Consider the following 16,639-nt stretch of genomic DNA (forward strand, 5'->3'; position numbering starts at 1 on the left):
GAAACCGGGCGAGCGGCGTCGTCGTCAGATGGCGCGGTACCGCGCGGACGGGCCGGGCGGGAGCGACGACCGGGTGGTCACCGCGCGGCGAACTCGACCCACCGGGTGAGGACGTCTCGCGCCGCACCCGAGTCGATGGACTCGGCCGCACGCCCAACGGCGGCCTCGAAACGCTCCGCGAAGGGAGCATCGGCGCTCTCGTCGATGGCGACGAGCCCGGCGGCGGCATTCAACAAGACCGCGTTGCGCACGTGTCCGGGCGAGCCGTCGAGGACGTCGCGCACCACACCCGCGTTGTAAGTGGCGTCCTGGCCGCGCAGATCCTCGATCGTGGCGCGCGGCATGTCCAGGTCGAGGGGTTCGAGCGTGTGCTCGGTGGTGCGGCCGTCCCGCACCTCCCAGATCCGCGACGGCGCGGTGACGGTGAGCTCGTCGAGCCCGTCGCCGCCGCGGAAGACGAGAGCGCGGTCGCCACGGTTCTGGAACACGCCGGCCATCAGCGGGGCGAGAGCCTCGTCCGCGACGCCGATCGCCGAGGCCTTGACCTTGGCCGGATTGGTGATCGGACCCAGGAAGTTGAAGGCCGTGGCGACCCCGAGAGCCTTGCGCGCGGCGGCCGCGAAGCGCATGGACGGGTGGAACGTCTGCGCGAACAGGAAGGTAATCCCCACCTCGCTCGCGGCGCGCTTGACGCGCTCGACGGGCATGTCCAGCTGCACGCCCAGGGCCTCCAGGACGTCCGCCGATCCCGATTTGGACGACGACGCCCGGTTGCCGTGCTTCACGACCCGCACCCCCGCGCCCGCGCACACCAGGGCGGACATCGTGGAGATATTGACGCTCGAGAGGCGGTCCCCGCCGGTGCCCACGATGTCCAGCGCCGGGGCGGGAACGGAGATGGGGCGGGCGTGAGCGACCATGGCGTCCGCGAGACCGTTGAGCTCGGCCACGCTCTCCCCCTTGGTGCGCAACGCCATGAGGAAGCCCGCGACCACGGTGTCGGGGACCTCGCCCGCCATAATGTTGTCCATGGCCCAGTAGGACTGGTCCCATGACAGGTCCTCGCCGCGGGACAAGCTCGTCAACACGTCTGGCCAGTGGTTGTTCGTGCGGGAGGCGTTCGAGGTAGTCACGGCTTCGACTCTATCGCGCCATCACTCCGCGTGACGCAGTGCGGCGGCAGGCCGCGGCCCACCGCGGCCCGGCGGACGGGAGGGTCGTCCAGATCACACCTCGGGGACGCGACACGATGCGCTGCGGAGGCCGTGGTGGTTGGTTCGCCGGGAGTTTTGGCGACATAATGTCTCTGTGACAACTGCGACTCATACCCCAGCCAAACCGGTGGGCGCGACCATCACTCGCCCCAACCTCACTTCCGTGGGCACCATCGTGTGGTTGTCCTCCGAAGTGATGTTCTTCGCCGGACTCTTCGCCATGTACTTCACTCTGCGCGCCACCTCCCCGGAGGTCTGGCACGAGAACACACAGCTGCTCAACGTGCCCCTGGCGTTGGCCAACACCATCGTCCTGGTGCTGAGCTCCGTCACGTGCCAGTTCGGCGTCTTCGCCGCCGAGCGGCTCCAGCCCCGGCGCACCGGCGGCATCCTCCAGTTCACCAAGTGGGGCATGACTGAGTGGTTCGCCCTGACCTTCCTCATGGGCGCCGTGTTCGTGTCCGTGCAGGTTTACGAGTACGTTGCTCTCGTTTCCGAAGGCATCACGATCGCCGCGAACGCCTACGGCTCCGCCTTCTACATCACCACCGGTTTTCACGCCCTGCACGTGACCGGTGGCCTGATCGCATTCCTGTTCATCATGGGCCGCGCCTTCGTTGCCAAGCGCTTCGGTCACTACGAGGCCACCTCGGCCATCGTGGTCTCCTACTACTGGCACTTCGTCGACGTGGTCTGGATCGTCCTGTTCGTGCTGGTCTACTTCATCAAGTAGGCCCCCAGGACCGTTGGCCCATCCAAGTTCTAGAACCGAGTAAAAGGAACGTTTGACGTGAAGGCACTCTCACAAAAGCGCCGCCATCCCATGGCAGCCCTCGCGCTGTTGGTCATGGCTTTGCTTCTGACCGGTGGACTCTACGCAGTTGCCACAACCACCAATGAAGCCAAGGCCGACACCACCACGTACTCGGCTCAGGACGTCGAGGAGGGGCAGAAGCTCTTCCTGGCCAACTGCTCCACGTGCCACGGCATGCAGGCCCAGGGCACCAACACCGGTCCCTCCCTGATCGGCGTGGGCGCTTCCTCCGTCGACTTCCAGGTCGGGACCGGCCGTATGCCCATGCAGATGCAGGGCCCCCAGGCGCAGGTCAAGCCGCAGCAGTTCAACGACGAACAGACCAAGCAGCTCTCCGCGTACGTGGCTTCCCTGGGCGCCGGCCCCTCCGTCCCCGAGGAGGAGTACCTCGACATCAGCGAGGGCAACTCCGCCAACGGCGCCAAGGTGTTCCTGGCCAACTGCGCCATGTGCCACAACGCCGCTGGCCAGGGCGGTGCCCTGACCCGCGGCAAGTTCGCCCCCTCCCTCATGGGCGTGAGCGAAAAGCACATCTACGAGGCCATGCAGACCGGCCCGCAGAACATGCCGGTGTTCAACGACGCCAACATCACCCCCGAGGAGAAGCGGGACGTCATCACGTACCTGAAGACCCTCGACAACAACACCAACGTGGGTGGCTTCAGCCTCGGCTCCCTGGGCCCCGTGTCCGAGGGCCTGTTCATCTGGACCATCGGCCTGGTGATCGTCATCGGCTTCACCGTGTGGCTGACCTCGCGCTCCGCCTGAGAGCGCCCCGCCGGTACCCACCGGCACCCGAAACAGTATTCACAGCACCAAGAGAAGAATGAGGGACCACATGGGCGACCATCGTGACGGCACTCCCCACAAGAGCGGGGCGGTTGTCACCTCGGACGGAACGGGCACGGAAAACTTCCCCAACCCGGGGCTTCCACCGCACCGCCCCCGCGTGACGGACGTAGATCCCAAGGCCGCGAAGCGAGCTGAACACCAGGTGGTCCTGCTGTTCCTGCTCTCCATCATTGGATCCATCCTGTTCTTCGTGGCGTACTTCGGTATCCGCGTGGACGGTCCTCTGTACGACGCCGTCAACACCGAGCCCACCGCGCAGCTGCGGTTGCAGAACCTGCTGCTGGGCCTCGGTATCGCCCTCGGCATGTTCGGCATCGGTATCGGGGTGGTCCACTGGGCCCGTACCCTCATGCCGGACCACGAGATCGTGGAGATGCGCCACGACCTGCGCCCGGAAGAGGACCGCGCCGAGGCGCAGGGCATCCTGAACACCATCTACGACGAGTCCGGTGTGCGGCGCCGCCCGCTGCTGCGCAACACGCTGATCGGCGCCGCAGTGCTCATGCCCCTCCCCTTCGTGGGTTTGCTCAAGGACCTCGGTCCCACCGACCTCAAGGTCCTGCGCCACACCATGTGGGACGAGGGCGTGCGTCTGGTACGCGATCCCTCCGGTACCCCCATCAAGGCGTCCGACGTGACTCTCGGTTCCGCGTTCCACGTGGTCCCGGAGAACCTCAGCAGCCTGAGCCACGAAGAGGGCTACCTGGACGAGAAGGCCAAGGCCGTGGTCCTGCTCATGCGACTGGCCCCGGAGGACGTCAACGTCTCCCCCGAGCGCAGTGACTGGAACGTGGACGGCATCTTCGCCTACTCCAAGGTCTGCACGCACGTGGGTTGCCCGATCGCCCTGTACGAGCAGCACACGCACCACCTGCTGTGCCCGTGCCACCAGTCCACGTTCGACCTCACGAACGAGTGCGAGGTCATCTTCGGCCCGGCATCCCGCCCCCTGCCGCAGCTGCCCATTACCGTTGATTCCGACGGCTACCTCGTTGCCCGTAGCGACTTCCACGAGCCCGTGGGACCGACCTACTCGCAGCGCGATTTCGCCGTCCAAGACATGCAGGATGAGGCGAACTAATGTCCACATCAACAGACTTCGAATACCGCCCCACGACCACCACGGGCCGGATCGCCAACTTCGTGGACACGCGCGTGGGCGCCTCCGCGATGGTCAAGGAGTTCGGCCGTAAGGTCTTCCCCGACCACTGGTCCTTCATGTTCGGTGAGGTCGCCCTCTACAGCTTCATCATCCTGTTGCTGTCCGGCACCTTCCTGGCGTTCTGGTTCGACCCCACCATGACGTCCCTGCCCTACAACGGCAGCTACGTCCCCATGCAGGGTGTCGAGATGTCCGGGGCGTACGCCTCCACCCTGCACATCTCGTTCGACATCCGCGGCGGCCTCTTCCTGCGGCAGCTGCACCACTGGTCCGCGCTGCTGTTCGTCATGGCGCTGTCCGTGCACATGCTGCGCGTGTTCTTCACCGGCGCGTTCCGCCGCCCGCGTGAGCTGAACTGGGTCGTGGGTTGCGTGCTCTTCATCTTGGCGATCGTGGCCGGCTTCTCCGGCTACTCGCTCCCCGACGACGTGCTCTCCGGTAACGGTCTGCGCATCGCGGACGCGATCGCCAAGGCCGTCCCGATCGTGGGCACCTACATTTCCATGTTCATGTTCGGTGGCGAGTTCCCCGGCCACGCGATCATCGGTCGCCTCTACATCGTGCATGTGCTGATCATCCCCGCGTTGATCCTCATGATGATCGTGATCCACCTGTTCATGGTCGTGGTCCACAAGCACACTCAGTTCCCCGGTCCGGGTCGCACCGAGGACAACGTGGTGGGCTTCCCCGTGGGTCCCATTTACGCCGCGAAAGCGGGTGGATTCTTCTTCATCGTGTTCGGCATCCTGGCCGCCATCGCCGCGACCACCACGATCAACGCGATCTGGAACTACGGTCCCTACGATCCCTCCCCCGTGCAGGCTGGCTCCCAGCCCGACTGGTACATGGGCTTCTCCGACGGCGGTCTGCGCCTGATGCCCGGTCACTGGCCCTTCTCGTGGGAAGTCAATATCTTCGGTCTGGCGGTTCCGCTGGCCATTCTGTTGCCGCTGATCCCCATGGCCCTGATGTTCGGTGTCATGTTCGCGTGGCCGTGGATCGAGCGTTGGGTGACCCGCGACAACCGCGTGCACAACATCCTGGACCGTCCGCGTAACGCGCCGTTCCGCACCGCCGTGGGCGCCGCCGGCGTCACCTTCTACGCCGTCCAGATGATCGCGGCCAGCGGTGACCTCATCGCCACCCACTTCCATGTGGCCGTGAACGACGTCATCTACTGGCTGCGAGCCCTGTACTTCCTGGGCCCCATCCTGGCGTTCATCATCACCCGCCGCTTCTGCCTGTCCCTGCAGCGCAAGGACCGGGAGATCGTGCTCCACGGCCGCGAGTCGGGCCGCATCCAGGCCCTGCCCCACGGTGAGTTCGTGGAGGTCCACGAGCCCCTGGATGAATACCGTCGCTACAAGCTCGTGAACTTCGAGGACCGCAAGGTCCAACCCGCTCGTGCCAATGCCAAGGGCAAGGTCACGACGAGTGAGAAGATGCGCGGCGGTCTGAGCCGGATCTTCTTCGAGGACCGTGTGGCCCCCGTGACGCCCGCCGAGCTGGAAGCGGCTCACGGTCATCACGACGCCGAGCCCGCCAGCGTCGGCGCCGGCTCGCACAGCGCGCAGATCGAGAAGTAGGCCCCAGGCCCACGCACTCGATCTCCTCCACGAAGGGCCCGTCCGGATCACCTGATCTGGACGGGCCCTTCTGTATGCCTCGAGCGCCGAGCGTGCCGGATGCGGCCCTACCCGCCGACCTCGGGATCCGCACACGGGGGCGCGGAGCTGACGGGCACGGCAAGGGTGACGCTCCCATCCGTGTGGAAGGTCTGACGGTACGGTCCGACTGCCGCCAGGCCCAGACGTCGGAGCTCCGTGTCCAGCACTAGCCACGCGTCTCCGGTATCGACCGGCCGGTCCCCCAGGCGCACAACAGCCGCCACGTCGGCCCCGGGGAAGGTTATGGGGCGGGTGCCCGACACCGGCTCTCGCACGGCCACCGTGACCCTGATCAGGGTGCCGTCACGCGTGCCGTCGTAGCAGAGTTGGACATCCCGTGGCCGATCAGCGCCGTGGACGCCCAGACGCTGCCAGAGGCGAGCCACGGCCTCCGGGATCTCGGTCTCGTCCCGCACCGCATCCGAAACCCCGTGAAGCTCGAGTTCCGGCAATCCGACCAATGCGACCTCGCGTGCCATCGCGCCTCATTCGCTTTCCGTGGGGCCGACTTCTCGCCGATGTCCGGCGGTGCCGCAGCATGCGGCGGGACACGACCGTGCGCTGCGACAGCTCCCCTATGGATTCCATGGAACCATTCCACCCCATGACACGGTGTCAGACGCAAGGTGTACCCAATGGCCGCCGTGGACCCGCCCTCGCCCGGTCCGCCGTCGCCGAGGGTCGATACATCTAGGCTTGATTCATGGGCATTCAGCGAATGGACAACGTGGCCGTCGTGGTGGAGGACCTTGACGGCGCCGTGGACTTTTTCACCGAACTGGGCATGGAGCTGGAAGGACGAACACCCATAGAGGGGCTCTTTGCAGACCAGACCCTGGGCATGGACGGGGTTCGAAGCGAGATCGCCATGATGCGCACCCCTGACGGCCACGGCCGGGTGGAGCTGACCACCTACCACTCCCCGGCGCTCGTCAAGCCGGATCCACGCGCCCCGGCGCCCAACACCGTAGGGCTGCACCGGATCATGTTCGCGGTCGACGACATCGACGACACCATAGCCCGCCTCCGCAGCCACGGCGCCGAAGTCCTGGGCGAGGTCGCCAACTACGAAAACGTCTACCGCCTCTGTTACCTACGCGGCCCCGAGGGCATCATCGTGGCGCTGGCGAGTCAGGTAGGGCATTGATCCTTCCGAGTTATGACGCCGCTGAGACGCGCCCTGGGGCAGTACCCCACCGGGTTCCATGGTGCGGTTCCATCGCATGACGCGATGCCAGGCGCAAGAGCCGCCCAGTCGCCGCACCTGCCGCAGCCAGCGCCGCAATCACCCGACCCCCTGCCCGAGGCCACCTGCTGTGACGAACTGGGGGCACCTAGGATGAGGACATGACTTCACCAATGCTCCCGCGCGGTATCCAGCACATCGGCGTCACCGCGCCCGATCTCGACGCCACCACCCGGTTCATCGTCGACAGACTCGGTGCCGGGGTCGTGTACGACGGCCTGACCGCGGACGATGAACCACGCCGAGGGCGGAAGTCGAGCGTCGACTCGGCCTACCCGAGGGCGCGGCGATCCACAAGCAAGGCATGATCCGCATCGGCAACGGTCCCAACCTGGAGGTCTTCGAGATCAGTGGACAGCAGAGCGCCGAGGCCGGTCTGACAGATCTGGGGTTGAACTACATGGGCTTCTACTGCGACGACATCGACTCCGCGCCAGCGCGCCTCGTGGCGGGCGGTGGCCAGGCCCTCAGCGAGGTGCACGAGAACAGCCGCTATGCGGACTCCGAGGGCGAAGGGTCGGTCCACGTCAAGGCACCGAGGGGAATGCTCGTCGAGCTCCAGAGCATCCCCGCCGGCCACCACTACCTTGAGGGCTGCACGACGCGCGTATCGATGCCGGAACCCCGCCCGTAAGGCTCGGGGCTGATCGCGAACCCTGCCCCGGTTGGGAGATATGACGAGGCCCGCACCATCCCATGATGGTGCGGGCCTCGTCGTATGGTCAGCCGATGCTGATCAGTGAGCGTGCTCCCCGCGGGAGTGCTCGAAGACCAGGCCCAGCAGACCGAGAGCGGCCACCGGGACCGCCAGGCCGATGATCCACCAGCCGACCGCCAGCGCGGTCACGAACAGCGCCGAGCCGATGCCGAGCAGCAGGGGCCACCAGCTCCACGGGGAGAAGGCCCCGTAGTCACCGGACATCTCCACGATCTCACCGTCCTCGCGGTCCTCCGGGAGAGTGCCCCCGGTGGAGCGCTGCACGAGCCAGAGGTAGACCACGAGCATGAAGCTCATTGCGGCCACGGCCAACAGTGCGGGGAATCCGGCGAGTTCCTGGAACTCGGTGACGAATCCGTACACCAGGCCCACCACGGTGCAGAACACACCGAGCAGCAGGAACGTCTTGATAGTTGCGCTCATCGTCCGTTCCTTCCGGTGCCGCCCACCAGGGGGGTCTCGGCCTCATATTGCTGGCTGGAGAACGCCGAGAGCTCCGGGTGGTGGAGATCCAGCGCGGGGCGCTCGGAACGGATCCGAGGCAACGAGGTGAAGTTGTGACGCGGGGGCGGACAGGAGGTGGCCCACTCGAGGGAACCACCGAAGCCCCACGGGTCGTCCACTTCCACCTTCTTGGCGTTGCGGTGGGTGGTGTACACGTTCCAGAAGAACGGGATCATGGACACGCCCAGCAGCATGGAACCGATGGTCGAGAACTGGTTCATCCAGGTGAACCCGTCCTCGGGCAGGTAGTCGGCGTAACGACGCGGCATGCCGTCCACACCCAGCCAGTGCTGGATCAGGAACGTCATGTGGAAGCCCACGAACAGCAGCCAGAAGTGGATCTTGCCGATCCGCTCGTTGAGCATCTTGCCGGTGAACTTGGGCCACCAGAAGTAGAAGCCCGCGAACATGCCGAACACGATGGTTCCGAAGATCACGTAGTGGAAGTGCGCCACCACGAAGTAGGTGTCGGAGACGTGGAAGTCGAGCGGCGGCGTCGCCAGGATAATGCCCGTGAGACCACCGAACAGGAAGGTGAAGAGGAAGCCGAGCACCCACAGGATGGGCGTCTCGAACGTCAGCGACCCCTGCCACATGGTGCCGATCCAGTTGAAGAACTTCACGCCGGTGGGCACCGCGATCATCATGGTCATGAAGGAGAAAAAGCCCAGGGCCACCGCGCCGGTCACGTACATGTGGTGCGCCCACACGGTCACGGACAGCGCCGCGATTGCGATGGTCGCGAAGACGAGACCCTTGTACCCGAAGATCGGCTTGCGGGAGAACACCGGGACGATCTCCGAGACGATGCCGAAGAACGGCAGGGCCAACACGTAGACCTCGGGGTGACCGAAGAACCAGAACAGGTGCTGCCACAGGATGGCGCCACCGTTCTCGGCGTCGAACACGTGGCCGCCGAGTCGCCGGTCCATACCCAGCGCGAACAGAGCGGAGGCCAGCGGCGGGAAGATCATGATGATCAGCATGGAGGTGATCAGCGTGGTCCAGGTGAAGATGGACATGCGCCACATGGTCATACCCGGCGCACGCATGCACACGATGGTCGTGATGAAGTTCACGCCACCCATGATGGTGCCGAAGCCCTGCAGGCCCAGGCCGAAGACCCATAGGTCACCACCAACGCCCGGACTGAATGTCGTGCTGTTCAGTGGCGCGTAGGCGAACCACCCGAAGGAGGCCGCGCCCTGCGGGGAGATGAACCCGGATACCGCGATGAGCGAGCCGAAGAGGAAGAACCAGAACGCGAGGGCGTTCAGACGGGGGAAGGCCACGTCCGGCGCACCGAGCTGCAGGGGCACGATCACGTTGGCGAAACCGATGAACAGCGGGGTGCCGAACATCAGCAGCATGATGGTGCCGTGCATGGTGAACAGCTGGTTGTACTGTTCCTTGGTCTCCAGGATCTGCATGCCCGGCTGGAAGAGCTCGGCGCGGATCAGCAGAGCCATCACGCCACCGGCGCAGAAGAAGATGAAGGACGAGATCAGGTACATGTACCCGATGGTCTTGTGGTCGGTCGAGGTGAGCCAGTTGACGATCACCCGGCCCTTGGACCGTGGGACAACGCGGGGTGCGGTCGTGGCCGCGTCGTCCCGCGAATATTCGAGCGTAGACATTGCCTATCCCCTAGTTGTTGGACGTTTCGTTGAGGTTCGGGTTGCGGTTGTACTCGTCCCCGAGGATGCCCGTGTTGCCTTCGTCGCGCAGGCGCTGCATCTGGGCGTCGTACTCCTGCTGGCTCACGACGGCCACGTTGAAGAGCATCTCGGAGTGGTACTCACCGCACAGCTCGGCGCACTTGCCGGCGAAGGTACCCTCGCGGCCGGTGGTGAAGCTCATGTAGTTGGTGCGATCCGGGATCATGTCGATCTTCTCGAGGAAGGCGGGCACCCAGAACGAGTGGATGACGTCGCGGGACGTGATCTCCAGCTCGACCTTGCTGTCGGCCGGCAGGTACAGGGTGGGCAGGGTCTCCTCGACGCCGGGCTCGCCCGTGAGGTGCGCCTGGATGCCCTGGTAGTGGACGTTGTCGTCCAGGTAGTTGAAGTCCCACGCCCACTGCTTGCCGTACACCTGGATCTTGACGTCCGGGTTCTCGAAGCGGTCCGTGATGGCCGTTTGCGCGCGGAACGAGAAGAAGAAGAGGGTCACGATCAGGGCGATCGGGACGATCGTGTAGAAGATCTCCAGCGGGGCGTTGTACGCGAGCTGGCGGGGGTAGCCGGTCTCGTTCTTACGACGCCGGTAGGCGACCATGCACCAGAGCATCAGACCCCACACCACGAGACCCACGCCGAGCGCCGCGATCCACGACCCGATCCACAAGTCGATGACCTGATCGGCGTTGTCGGTGGTGCCCCGTTCGGTGGGCAAGAAGCCCAGCTTCGATTGCTCCGAGCAAGCGGTGAGCGAGATCGTCGCCAGGACTGCCACTGCCGAGGCCTTGAGCGCTCGGCCGCGGCGGCTGCCGGTTCGAGTTTGCGAACTCACAGACGGCCCTTCCTCTTTGTGTGTGTGGGTTCCGCATCGGTCCTGCGCGTGGGCACAATGGACGCGTTGCCCGTGGATGGTTCTCCCTAGGAAGCTTACCCCTCCGCCCCCGGATCCGCTGACACTGTGTCAGCGCGCCGTGTCGCGAGCGGGGCCGTCCGCAGACCCCGCCGATCCCCTCCCCTACGTGCACCGATGAGCCCCTCGAGCGGGCACGGAAAAGGGGTGCGCACGGACCCCCTGAGGATCCGAACGCACCCCTGTTCGGTGCGATCGATCAGTGGAACGAGTCACCGCACGCGCATGAGCCCTGCGCGTTGGGGTTGTCGATCGAGAAGCCCTGCTTAGAGATGGAGTCCTCGAAGTCCACGGTGGACCCGCTCAGGTACGGGACGCTCATCTTGTCCACGATGACCTCCACGCCGTCGAAGCCGCGGACGTGGTCGCCGTCGAGGACGCGCTCGTCGAAATACAGCTGGTAGATCAGCCCGGAGCAGCCGCCCGGCTGCACGGCGACGCGCAACCGCAGGTCGGTGCGCCCCTCCTGCTCGAGCAGGTCGCGGACCTTCTGGGCCGCGGTGTCCGTGAGCAGGACCTCGTGGGTGGGCATGTCCTGGGTGGTCTCGTTGTCGGTGGTGACGCTCATGGTGCTCACTTTCTGTGCGACGCGGGGTTGCGACCCCGGGTTCGGTGGATCCCTTCTGCCTGGTGGAACGCGCCGGCGCGGGGAATCATTCCGTGCTGCGCTCTCCCTGTTGGGCCAGCGCCGCGAGCACGAGGGCCTCGGCGGTGACGGCGTGCAGGAAGTCCCCGATGTGCAGGGATTCGTTGGCGCTGTGGGCCCGGGTGTCCGGGTCCTCGATACCGGTGATCAGGATCTGTGCCTCAGGGTACGCCCGGGTGAGGGTCGCGGTGAAGGGGATGGATCCGCCCATCCCCGCCGTGACGGCCGGGCGCCCCCACGCCTGTTCGAAGGCCCACAGGGCGATCTGCGAGCTCACGGCACCGGTGTCCGCACGGAAGGCGGGGCCGGTCTCCTCGAGTGCGAAGCTCACGTGCGCGCCGAACGGGGCGTTGTCCTCCACGTGCTTGCGCAGCGCCTCCCCCGCTTCCCGCTCGTCCTGGCCAGGAGCAATTCGCAGGCTCAGCTTGGCGCGCGCGGTGGCCGCGATGGTGTTGGAGGCGGTCGCGACATCGGTGACGTCGATCCCCGTAACGGACAGCGCCGGCTGGGTCCACAGCCGCGACGAGATCGAGCCGCGCCCGGCAAGTTGCACACTGTCCAACACGCCGGCGTCCTCGCGGAAGCGGTCCTCGTCGTAGTCCACGTCCGTGTCGTCCTCGCTCAGCAGCCCCGCGATGGCCACGGCGCCGTCGTCGTCGTGCAGGGTCGCGATCAGTCGCGACAGCAGCGTGGGTGCGTCCAGAACGGGCCCGCCGAACATGCCGGAGTGCACCGAGTGGTCCAGCACGCTGACCTCCACGATCCCTCCGACGACGCCGCGCAGGCTCGTCGTCAGTGCCGGGACGCCCACTTCCCAGTTCGCGGAGTCCGCGATCACGATGACGTCCGCGGCGAGCTTGTCCCGGTGCGCGGCCAGGAAGTCCTCGAAACCGGGCGAACCGGCCTCCTCCTCGCCCTCGATAAACACGGTCACACCCAGGCCCGGGTGCTCGCCGATGCGCTCGAAGAACGCGCGCAGCGCGCCCACGTGCACCATAACGCCGGCCTTGTCGTCGGCCGCGCCGCGACCCCAGAGCCGACCGTCCTTCTCCACGGCCTCGAACGGCTCGGTGTTCCACAGTTCACGCTTGCCCGGGGGTTGGACGTCGTGATGGGCGTACAACAGGATCGTGGGGTACCCGGGTGCCGCGGCCTTGCGAGCGACGACGGCGGGGTGCCCCGCAGCGTCCCCGCGGGGCTCGCGCAGGATCTCCACGCTGTCGAAAGGCAGGCCCCGGAGCAGACCGGCCACGGCCTCGGCACTGCGCTCGAGGTCGGCAGCGTCGAACGAGTCCCACGCGATGCCGGGGATCGCCACGAGGGAGCCGAGTTCTTCCAGCAGGATGTCCCGGGAACCGTCCACGCTCGCCCGGAGGGCATCGACGGTGTCGGAGCTGGGACGTGTGAAGTCAGTGGCCATGGGACCAGCCTAACGGCGGGAGCTCGGCGCGCACCGTGGCAAGCCCGTTCGGTTGCCTCCTGTCACGCGCGCGGCGACGTCGTGGCACTCCGGTAGGCTTGTCGGGTGTTTCGACGCAAGAAGTCAGCTGAATCCTCGGGATCCACAGCCGTGGGCGCGCGCGCCACGGCCGATCCCGCCGTGCCCACCGACCGCGGTGGGCAGCCCGGTGGCGGGAGGACGCCCGAGGGCAAAAAAGGCCGCCCCACCCCCACCCGCAAGGAGCAGGAGGCCGCGCGTCGCCGACCCCTGATCCCGGAGGACCGCAAGGCCGCCAAAGCCGAGTCCAGGATCGCAGAACGGGAACGGCGCGCCCAGGCACAGGCCGGCATGGCCGCCGGAGACGAACGCTACCTGGGCCCGCGGGACGCCGGGCCCCAGCGCCGTTTCGCCCGGGACTGGGTGGACTCCCGGTTCAACATCGGCGAGTACGTGCTGATCTTCCTGCTGCTGATCCTGGTCCTGATGTTCCTGCCGGTGCAGTCCGTGGCCATCACACTGATCTGGGTCGTGTACGGCTACATCATCCTGTGCGTGATCGACGCGATCATCATGTCCAACCGACTGCACGCGGCACTGCGCCGCACGTTCGGCACCGTCCAGCCCGGCACCCGCTGGTACGCCGCGATGCGTACTTTTACGATGCGCCGCATGCGCCTGCCCAAGCCGCAGGTGCGCCGGGGCGAGCGTCCCGAGTAATACCCGCAGAACCCGCGAGGGGCCGGCCCACCATGATGGGCCGGCCCCTCGTTCCATCGGTTCCGTGGGTCCTCAGTGCGGGGTGCGCCGTGCGGCACGGCGCAGGCCGCGGTTGATCCGCGCCGCCCAGAACGGCCCCTCGTACAGGAACGCAGTGTAGCCCTGCACCAGGGAAGCACCGGCGTCCAGTCGCTCGATCACGTCCCGGGCGCTCGTGGCGCCTCCCACGGAGATGAGCACGAGGTCCTCCCCCACGTGACCTCGCAGCAGCTTGAGCACCTCGAGGGAACGACGCCGCAGGGGCGCCCCCGAGAGTCCGCCGGCTCCACACGCGATCACGTCCTGTGCGTCGCTGCGCAGACCGAGCCCGTCGCGGGCGATCGTGGTGTTTGTCGCGACGATGCCGTCCAGCCCCAAGTCCCGGGCCAGGTCCGCGACCGCGAGGACGTCCTGGTCCGCGAGGTCCGGGGCGATCTTGACGAGCAGCGGCACGTGCCACGACGTGACCCGGTCCGCTTCCTCCCGCACGGCTCGCAACAGCGGTCGCAGCGCGTCGAGTTCCTGGAGTTGGCGTAGTCCGGGGGTGTTCGGGGAGGAGACGTTGACCACGAGGTAGTCCGCATACGGGGCGAGCACGCGGGTGCTGCGCACGTAGTCGTCCGTGGCGTCCTCGAGACCCACGGCCTTGGTCTTGCCGATGTTGACGCCCACCACGGGGCGCGCACGATGCGTACGGGCGGCGTCCTGGGCGAGGCTCTGCAGTGCCGAGGCCACTCGCGGGGCCACGGCCTCCGCGCCGTCGTTGTTGAAGCCCATACGATTGATCACGGCGCGATCCTCGACCAGGCGGAACAGCCGCGGACGGGGATTGCCCGGCTGACCCTGGCCCGTGACCGTGCCGATCTCCACGTGGCCGAAGCCGAGGTCCGTCAACGCGTGGGTACCGGTAGCGCCCTTGTCGAAACCCGCGGCCAGACCGAATGGGGACGGGAAGGTGAGCCCCATGACATGGACCTCGTTGCCCGGATCCGGGCGGGTGAGGCGGTGCAGCACCCGCCCCAGGCCCACACGGCGGGCCAGCTTGATCCCCGCGAACCCCACGGTGTGGGCGAGTTCCGGGTCCATCCAGGAGAAAACGAGATTGAAGAAAGCGGGGTACACGCGCATGGGGCCAGTTTTTCACACGGGATGCCCGCTCCCGGACCACCTCGGGCGCATCACCGGCGGGTACGCCAAGTGGGCGCCAATACGACGGGAAGACGAGTTCAGGTTAGATACAGTCTCAATCTCAACTCGAACTATAAGTATCAATATTCAGTTGAAACTCTAGATACTGAGGACCCATCCGGTGGTTACTCCCCCGTGGCCGGGGTCGTCTGATCCATCGCTCCTCCGTATCGTCGGTTGCGGTGAGCGTAATCCTCTACCGCACGCCACAGCACACGGCGGTCCATGTCCGGCCACAGGATATCCAGGAACATCATTTCCGCATATGCGGACTGCCACAGCATGAAATTGGACAGCCGCTGTTCTCCCGAGGACCGCAGGAACAGGTCCACGTCCGGCAACTGGGGCTCATCCAGGTACCGCTGGACCATGTCCTCGGTAATCGACCCGGGCGTGAGCCGCCCCTCCTGGACGTCCCGAGCCATCGCGACCGCGGCGTCGGCGATCTCCGCGCGACCGCCGTAGTTCACGCACATGGTCAGCGTGATGACATCATTGTCCTGGGTCTCGCGCTCCGCGGTCTCCAGTCGGTTGATCACGGACTTCCACAGGCGGGGGCGCCGCCCTGCCCACCGCACCTTGATCCCCCATTCCTTGAACGTGGGTAGCTGGCGGGACATCACGTCCCCCGTGAAGTTCATCAGGAACGCGACCTCGGCCGGGGACCGTTTCCAGTTCTCCGTGGAGAACGCGTACGCGGACACGTACGGGATCCCCAGGTCGATGGCTCCCGCGACGACCTCCATGAGGGCTCGCTCACCCTCCCGATGCCCCTCGGTACGCGGCAGTCCGCGGTCGTTGGCCCAGCGGCCGTTGCCGTCCATCACGAGGGCCAGATGTCGGGGAATGGCATCGCGATCCAGGGCGGGCACCGTGGCACCGCTGGGATGGGGCGGCGGCGGGGCGAAGCGGCTCATGCGGGGATCCTTTCGAGAAGCGACGGGGTGGTCCTCCCCCACCCTAGAACTTCCCACCGAGTGGCGGGCACTCCCCGCCTCAGCCGTCCCCTCGATCCACGAGGGCCAGAGAACGCACCGTGCGCTCCATGTGCCATTGGATGTACGCCGCCACGAACCCGGCAGCTGCGCGCGCGGTCTTGGTGTCGGCGGCGTCGATCGTGGACCAGTCCCCGCGCAGCAGCCCGTCCAGCAACACGAACGTGGCCGCACTGGGCGCGGCGGATCCCGGCGGACGGCACTGAGGACACACCGCACCGCCGAGGGCCGCGGAGAACGAGCGATGGGGCCCGGGAGCCCCGCACCGTGCGCAGTCCACGAAACTGGGCGTCCAACCGGCCAGGGCCACGGCGCGTAGCAGATAAGAGTCCAGGATGCGCCCCGGCTCGTGCAGACCACGCGCGAGGGCGGACAGCGCTCCCACGAGCAACTGGTAGTGCTGGGCTGCGGTGTCGTAGTCGTCCGCGGTGAGTTTCTCCGCGGTCTCGACCATGGCCGCCGCGGCGGTGTATCTTTCGTAGTCGGCCACGATGCTCTGCCCGTATGCCCGTTTGCCGATGGCCTGCGACACGATGTCCAGGTTCCGTCCGTGCACGAGCTGCACCTGGGCCACGTGGAAGGGTTCCAGGCGCGCACCGAACCGCGACGTGGTGCGCCGCACCCCCTTGGCCACCGCCCGGACCTGGCCGTTCTCGGCCGTCAGCAGGATCACGATCCGGTCCGCTTCACCGAGGTCGTAGGTGCGCAGCACCACGGCGTCGTCCCGATAGCTGCGCGATGCGAAGGTTGAACGGGCCATCGGGTCATTGTGTCACCTACCCCGGACACGACTCCGCTGCGGCGCATCCGGGTGCCCGCAGCGGAGTCGTCGGAGAAGGAAAGGAGC

18 protein-coding genes are annotated in these 16,639 nt (G+C 66.6%); 8 read left to right on the forward strand and 10 right to left on the reverse strand.

The features are described from left to right. Positions 1 to 77 precede the first annotated feature (77 nt). Positions 78 to 1,133, reverse strand: coding sequence for an anthranilate phosphoribosyltransferase (gene trpD / locus Q9R22_RS08855; RefSeq protein ID WP_131332942.1), 1,056 nt, complete (start codon positions 1,131 to 1,133; stop codon positions 78 to 80). 175 nt (positions 1,134 to 1,308) lie between these two features. Here trpD and Q9R22_RS08860 point away from each other — a divergent pair, with 175 nt between their 5' ends. Genes Q9R22_RS08860 through Q9R22_RS08875 form a run of 4 tightly spaced genes read left to right on the forward strand, consistent with a single transcriptional unit; the run spans position 1,309 to position 5,628 of the window. After that, on the forward strand, positions 1,309 to 1,947 hold the full coding sequence (locus Q9R22_RS08860) for a heme-copper oxidase subunit III (RefSeq protein ID WP_131332943.1): 639 nt from the start codon (positions 1,309 to 1,311) through the stop codon (positions 1,945 to 1,947). A 57-nt stretch (positions 1,948 to 2,004) separates the two neighbouring features. Next, entirely contained in the window at positions 2,005 to 2,796 is a 792-nt protein-coding gene (locus Q9R22_RS08865) for a c-type cytochrome (protein WP_098053448.1), read from the forward strand. A 58-nt stretch (positions 2,797 to 2,854) separates the two neighbouring features. Next, on the forward strand, positions 2,855 to 3,961 hold the full coding sequence (locus Q9R22_RS08870) for a ubiquinol-cytochrome c reductase iron-sulfur subunit (RefSeq protein WP_131332944.1): 1,107 nt from the start codon (positions 2,855 to 2,857) through the stop codon (positions 3,959 to 3,961). Then, positions 3,961 to 5,628: a ubiquinol-cytochrome c reductase cytochrome b subunit gene (locus Q9R22_RS08875; protein ID WP_098053450.1), complete on the forward strand. Its 1,668-nt coding sequence runs from the start codon at positions 3,961 to 3,963 to the stop codon at positions 5,626 to 5,628. Before Q9R22_RS08870 ends, Q9R22_RS08875 begins: the two co-directional genes overlap by 1 nt. 107 nt (positions 5,629 to 5,735) lie before the next feature. On the opposite strand, the gene Q9R22_RS08880 is transcribed toward Q9R22_RS08875, so the two are convergent. Then, positions 5,736 to 6,188 (reverse strand): hypothetical protein, encoded by a 453-nt coding sequence (locus Q9R22_RS08880; protein ID WP_131332945.1) that lies wholly within the window; start codon positions 6,186 to 6,188, stop codon positions 5,736 to 5,738. Between the two features lie 224 nt (positions 6,189 to 6,412). Between Q9R22_RS08880 and Q9R22_RS08885 the strand changes: the two genes are divergently transcribed. The 3 genes from Q9R22_RS08885 to Q9R22_RS08895 all read left to right on the forward strand — a co-directional run bounded on the left by Q9R22_RS08885 (position 6,413) and on the right by Q9R22_RS08895 (position 7,589). Then, positions 6,413 to 6,856 (forward strand): VOC family protein, encoded by a 444-nt coding sequence (locus Q9R22_RS08885; protein WP_131332946.1) that lies wholly within the window; start codon positions 6,413 to 6,415, stop codon positions 6,854 to 6,856. A 200-nt stretch (positions 6,857 to 7,056) separates the two neighbouring features. Continuing rightward, positions 7,057 to 7,263 carry a hypothetical protein gene (locus Q9R22_RS08890; RefSeq protein ID WP_207387824.1) on the forward strand — a complete coding sequence of 69 codons (207 nt, stop codon included), beginning with the start codon at positions 7,057 to 7,059 and terminating at the stop codon, positions 7,261 to 7,263. Continuing rightward, positions 7,260 to 7,589 carry a hypothetical protein gene (locus Q9R22_RS08895; RefSeq protein ID WP_207387825.1) on the forward strand — a complete coding sequence of 110 codons (330 nt, stop codon included), beginning with the start codon at positions 7,260 to 7,262 and terminating at the stop codon, positions 7,587 to 7,589. The genes Q9R22_RS08890 and Q9R22_RS08895 overlap by 4 nt, the downstream gene beginning before the upstream one ends. Before the next feature lie 102 nt (positions 7,590 to 7,691). Here the strand turns inward: Q9R22_RS08895 and Q9R22_RS08900 are convergent, their stop codons facing one another. The 5 genes from Q9R22_RS08900 to Q9R22_RS08920 all read right to left on the reverse strand — a co-directional run bounded on the left by Q9R22_RS08900 (position 7,692) and on the right by Q9R22_RS08920 (position 12,832). Beyond that, the gene (locus Q9R22_RS08900) at positions 7,692 to 8,096 is read right to left on the reverse strand and encodes a cytochrome c oxidase subunit 4 (RefSeq protein WP_064845200.1); all 405 of its coding nucleotides are present in this window, start codon (positions 8,094 to 8,096) and stop codon (positions 7,692 to 7,694) included. Next, positions 8,093 to 9,814, reverse strand: coding sequence for a cytochrome c oxidase subunit I (gene ctaD / locus Q9R22_RS08905; RefSeq protein WP_064845201.1), 1,722 nt, complete (start codon positions 9,812 to 9,814; stop codon positions 8,093 to 8,095). The genes Q9R22_RS08900 and ctaD overlap by 4 nt, the downstream gene beginning before the upstream one ends. A gap of 10 nt (positions 9,815 to 9,824) precedes the next feature. Further along, positions 9,825 to 10,631, reverse strand: coding sequence for a cytochrome c oxidase subunit II (coxB, locus tag Q9R22_RS08910; protein ID WP_082943121.1), 807 nt, complete (start codon positions 10,629 to 10,631; stop codon positions 9,825 to 9,827). 334 nt (positions 10,632 to 10,965) lie between these two features. Further along, positions 10,966 to 11,334, reverse strand: coding sequence for an iron-sulfur cluster assembly accessory protein (locus Q9R22_RS08915; protein ID WP_035961960.1), 369 nt, complete (start codon positions 11,332 to 11,334; stop codon positions 10,966 to 10,968). Between the two features lie 85 nt (positions 11,335 to 11,419). Next, complete coding sequence (locus Q9R22_RS08920; RefSeq protein ID WP_131332947.1) at positions 11,420 to 12,832, reverse strand: dipeptidase; 1,413 nt, start codon at positions 12,830 to 12,832, stop codon at positions 11,420 to 11,422. 105 nt (positions 12,833 to 12,937) lie between these two features. Between Q9R22_RS08920 and Q9R22_RS08925 the strand changes: the two genes are divergently transcribed. Then, positions 12,938 to 13,570, forward strand: coding sequence for a DUF3043 domain-containing protein (locus Q9R22_RS08925; protein ID WP_085106043.1), 633 nt, complete (start codon positions 12,938 to 12,940; stop codon positions 13,568 to 13,570). 72 nt (positions 13,571 to 13,642) lie between these two features. On the opposite strand, the gene Q9R22_RS08930 is transcribed toward Q9R22_RS08925, so the two are convergent. The 3 genes from Q9R22_RS08930 to recO form a co-directional block, all read right to left on the reverse strand. Next, positions 13,643 to 14,737 carry a quinone-dependent dihydroorotate dehydrogenase gene (locus Q9R22_RS08930; RefSeq protein WP_131332948.1) on the reverse strand — a complete coding sequence of 365 codons (1,095 nt, stop codon included), beginning with the start codon at positions 14,735 to 14,737 and terminating at the stop codon, positions 13,643 to 13,645. A gap of 185 nt (positions 14,738 to 14,922) precedes the next feature. Next, the gene (locus tag Q9R22_RS08935) at positions 14,923 to 15,714 is read right to left on the reverse strand and encodes an isoprenyl transferase (RefSeq protein ID WP_131332949.1); all 792 of its coding nucleotides are present in this window, start codon (positions 15,712 to 15,714) and stop codon (positions 14,923 to 14,925) included. 79 nt (positions 15,715 to 15,793) lie between these two features. Continuing rightward, entirely contained in the window at positions 15,794 to 16,552 is a 759-nt protein-coding gene (gene recO / locus Q9R22_RS08940; protein WP_131332950.1) for a DNA repair protein RecO, read from the reverse strand. Positions 16,553 to 16,639: the final 87 nt, after the last annotated feature.

Origin of the sequence: Kocuria sp. PD6, assembly GCF_031844145.1 — a bacterium.
Taxonomy (GTDB): domain Bacteria; phylum Actinomycetota; class Actinomycetes; order Actinomycetales; family Micrococcaceae; genus Kocuria; species Kocuria marina.

What these genes read in the sequence shown, in the direction of transcription:
- Q9R22_RS08870 (WP_131332944.1), top strand. Translation starts at nt 2,855, where the DNA reads ATGAGGGACCACATGGGCGACCATCGTGACGGCACTCCCCACAAGAGC.
- Q9R22_RS08875 (WP_098053450.1), top strand. Translation starts at nt 3,961, where the DNA reads ATGTCCACATCAACAGACTTCGAATACCGCCCCACGACCACCACGGGC.
- Q9R22_RS08880 (WP_131332945.1), bottom strand. Translation starts at nt 6,188, where the DNA reads ATGGCACGCGAGGTCGCATTGGTCGGATTGCCGGAACTCGAGCTTCAC.
- Q9R22_RS08885 (WP_131332946.1), top strand. Translation starts at nt 6,413, where the DNA reads ATGGGCATTCAGCGAATGGACAACGTGGCCGTCGTGGTGGAGGACCTT.
- Q9R22_RS08890 (WP_207387824.1), top strand. Translation starts at nt 7,057, where the DNA reads ATGACTTCACCAATGCTCCCGCGCGGTATCCAGCACATCGGCGTCACC.
- Q9R22_RS08895 (WP_207387825.1), top strand. Translation starts at nt 7,260, where the DNA reads ATGATCCGCATCGGCAACGGTCCCAACCTGGAGGTCTTCGAGATCAGT.
- Q9R22_RS08900 (WP_064845200.1), bottom strand. Translation starts at nt 8,096, where the DNA reads ATGAGCGCAACTATCAAGACGTTCCTGCTGCTCGGTGTGTTCTGCACC.
- ctaD (WP_064845201.1), bottom strand. Translation starts at nt 9,814, where the DNA reads ATGTCTACGCTCGAATATTCGCGGGACGACGCGGCCACGACCGCACCC.
- Q9R22_RS08915 (WP_035961960.1), bottom strand. Translation starts at nt 11,334, where the DNA reads ATGAGCGTCACCACCGACAACGAGACCACCCAGGACATGCCCACCCAC.
- Q9R22_RS08920 (WP_131332947.1), bottom strand. Translation starts at nt 12,832, where the DNA reads ATGGCCACTGACTTCACACGTCCCAGCTCCGACACCGTCGATGCCCTC.
- Q9R22_RS08930 (WP_131332948.1), bottom strand. Translation starts at nt 14,737, where the DNA reads ATGCGCGTGTACCCCGCTTTCTTCAATCTCGTTTTCTCCTGGATGGAC.
- Q9R22_RS08935 (WP_131332949.1), bottom strand. Translation starts at nt 15,714, where the DNA reads ATGAGCCGCTTCGCCCCGCCGCCGCCCCATCCCAGCGGTGCCACGGTG.
- recO (WP_131332950.1), bottom strand. Translation starts at nt 16,552, where the DNA reads ATGGCCCGTTCAACCTTCGCATCGCGCAGCTATCGGGACGACGCCGTG.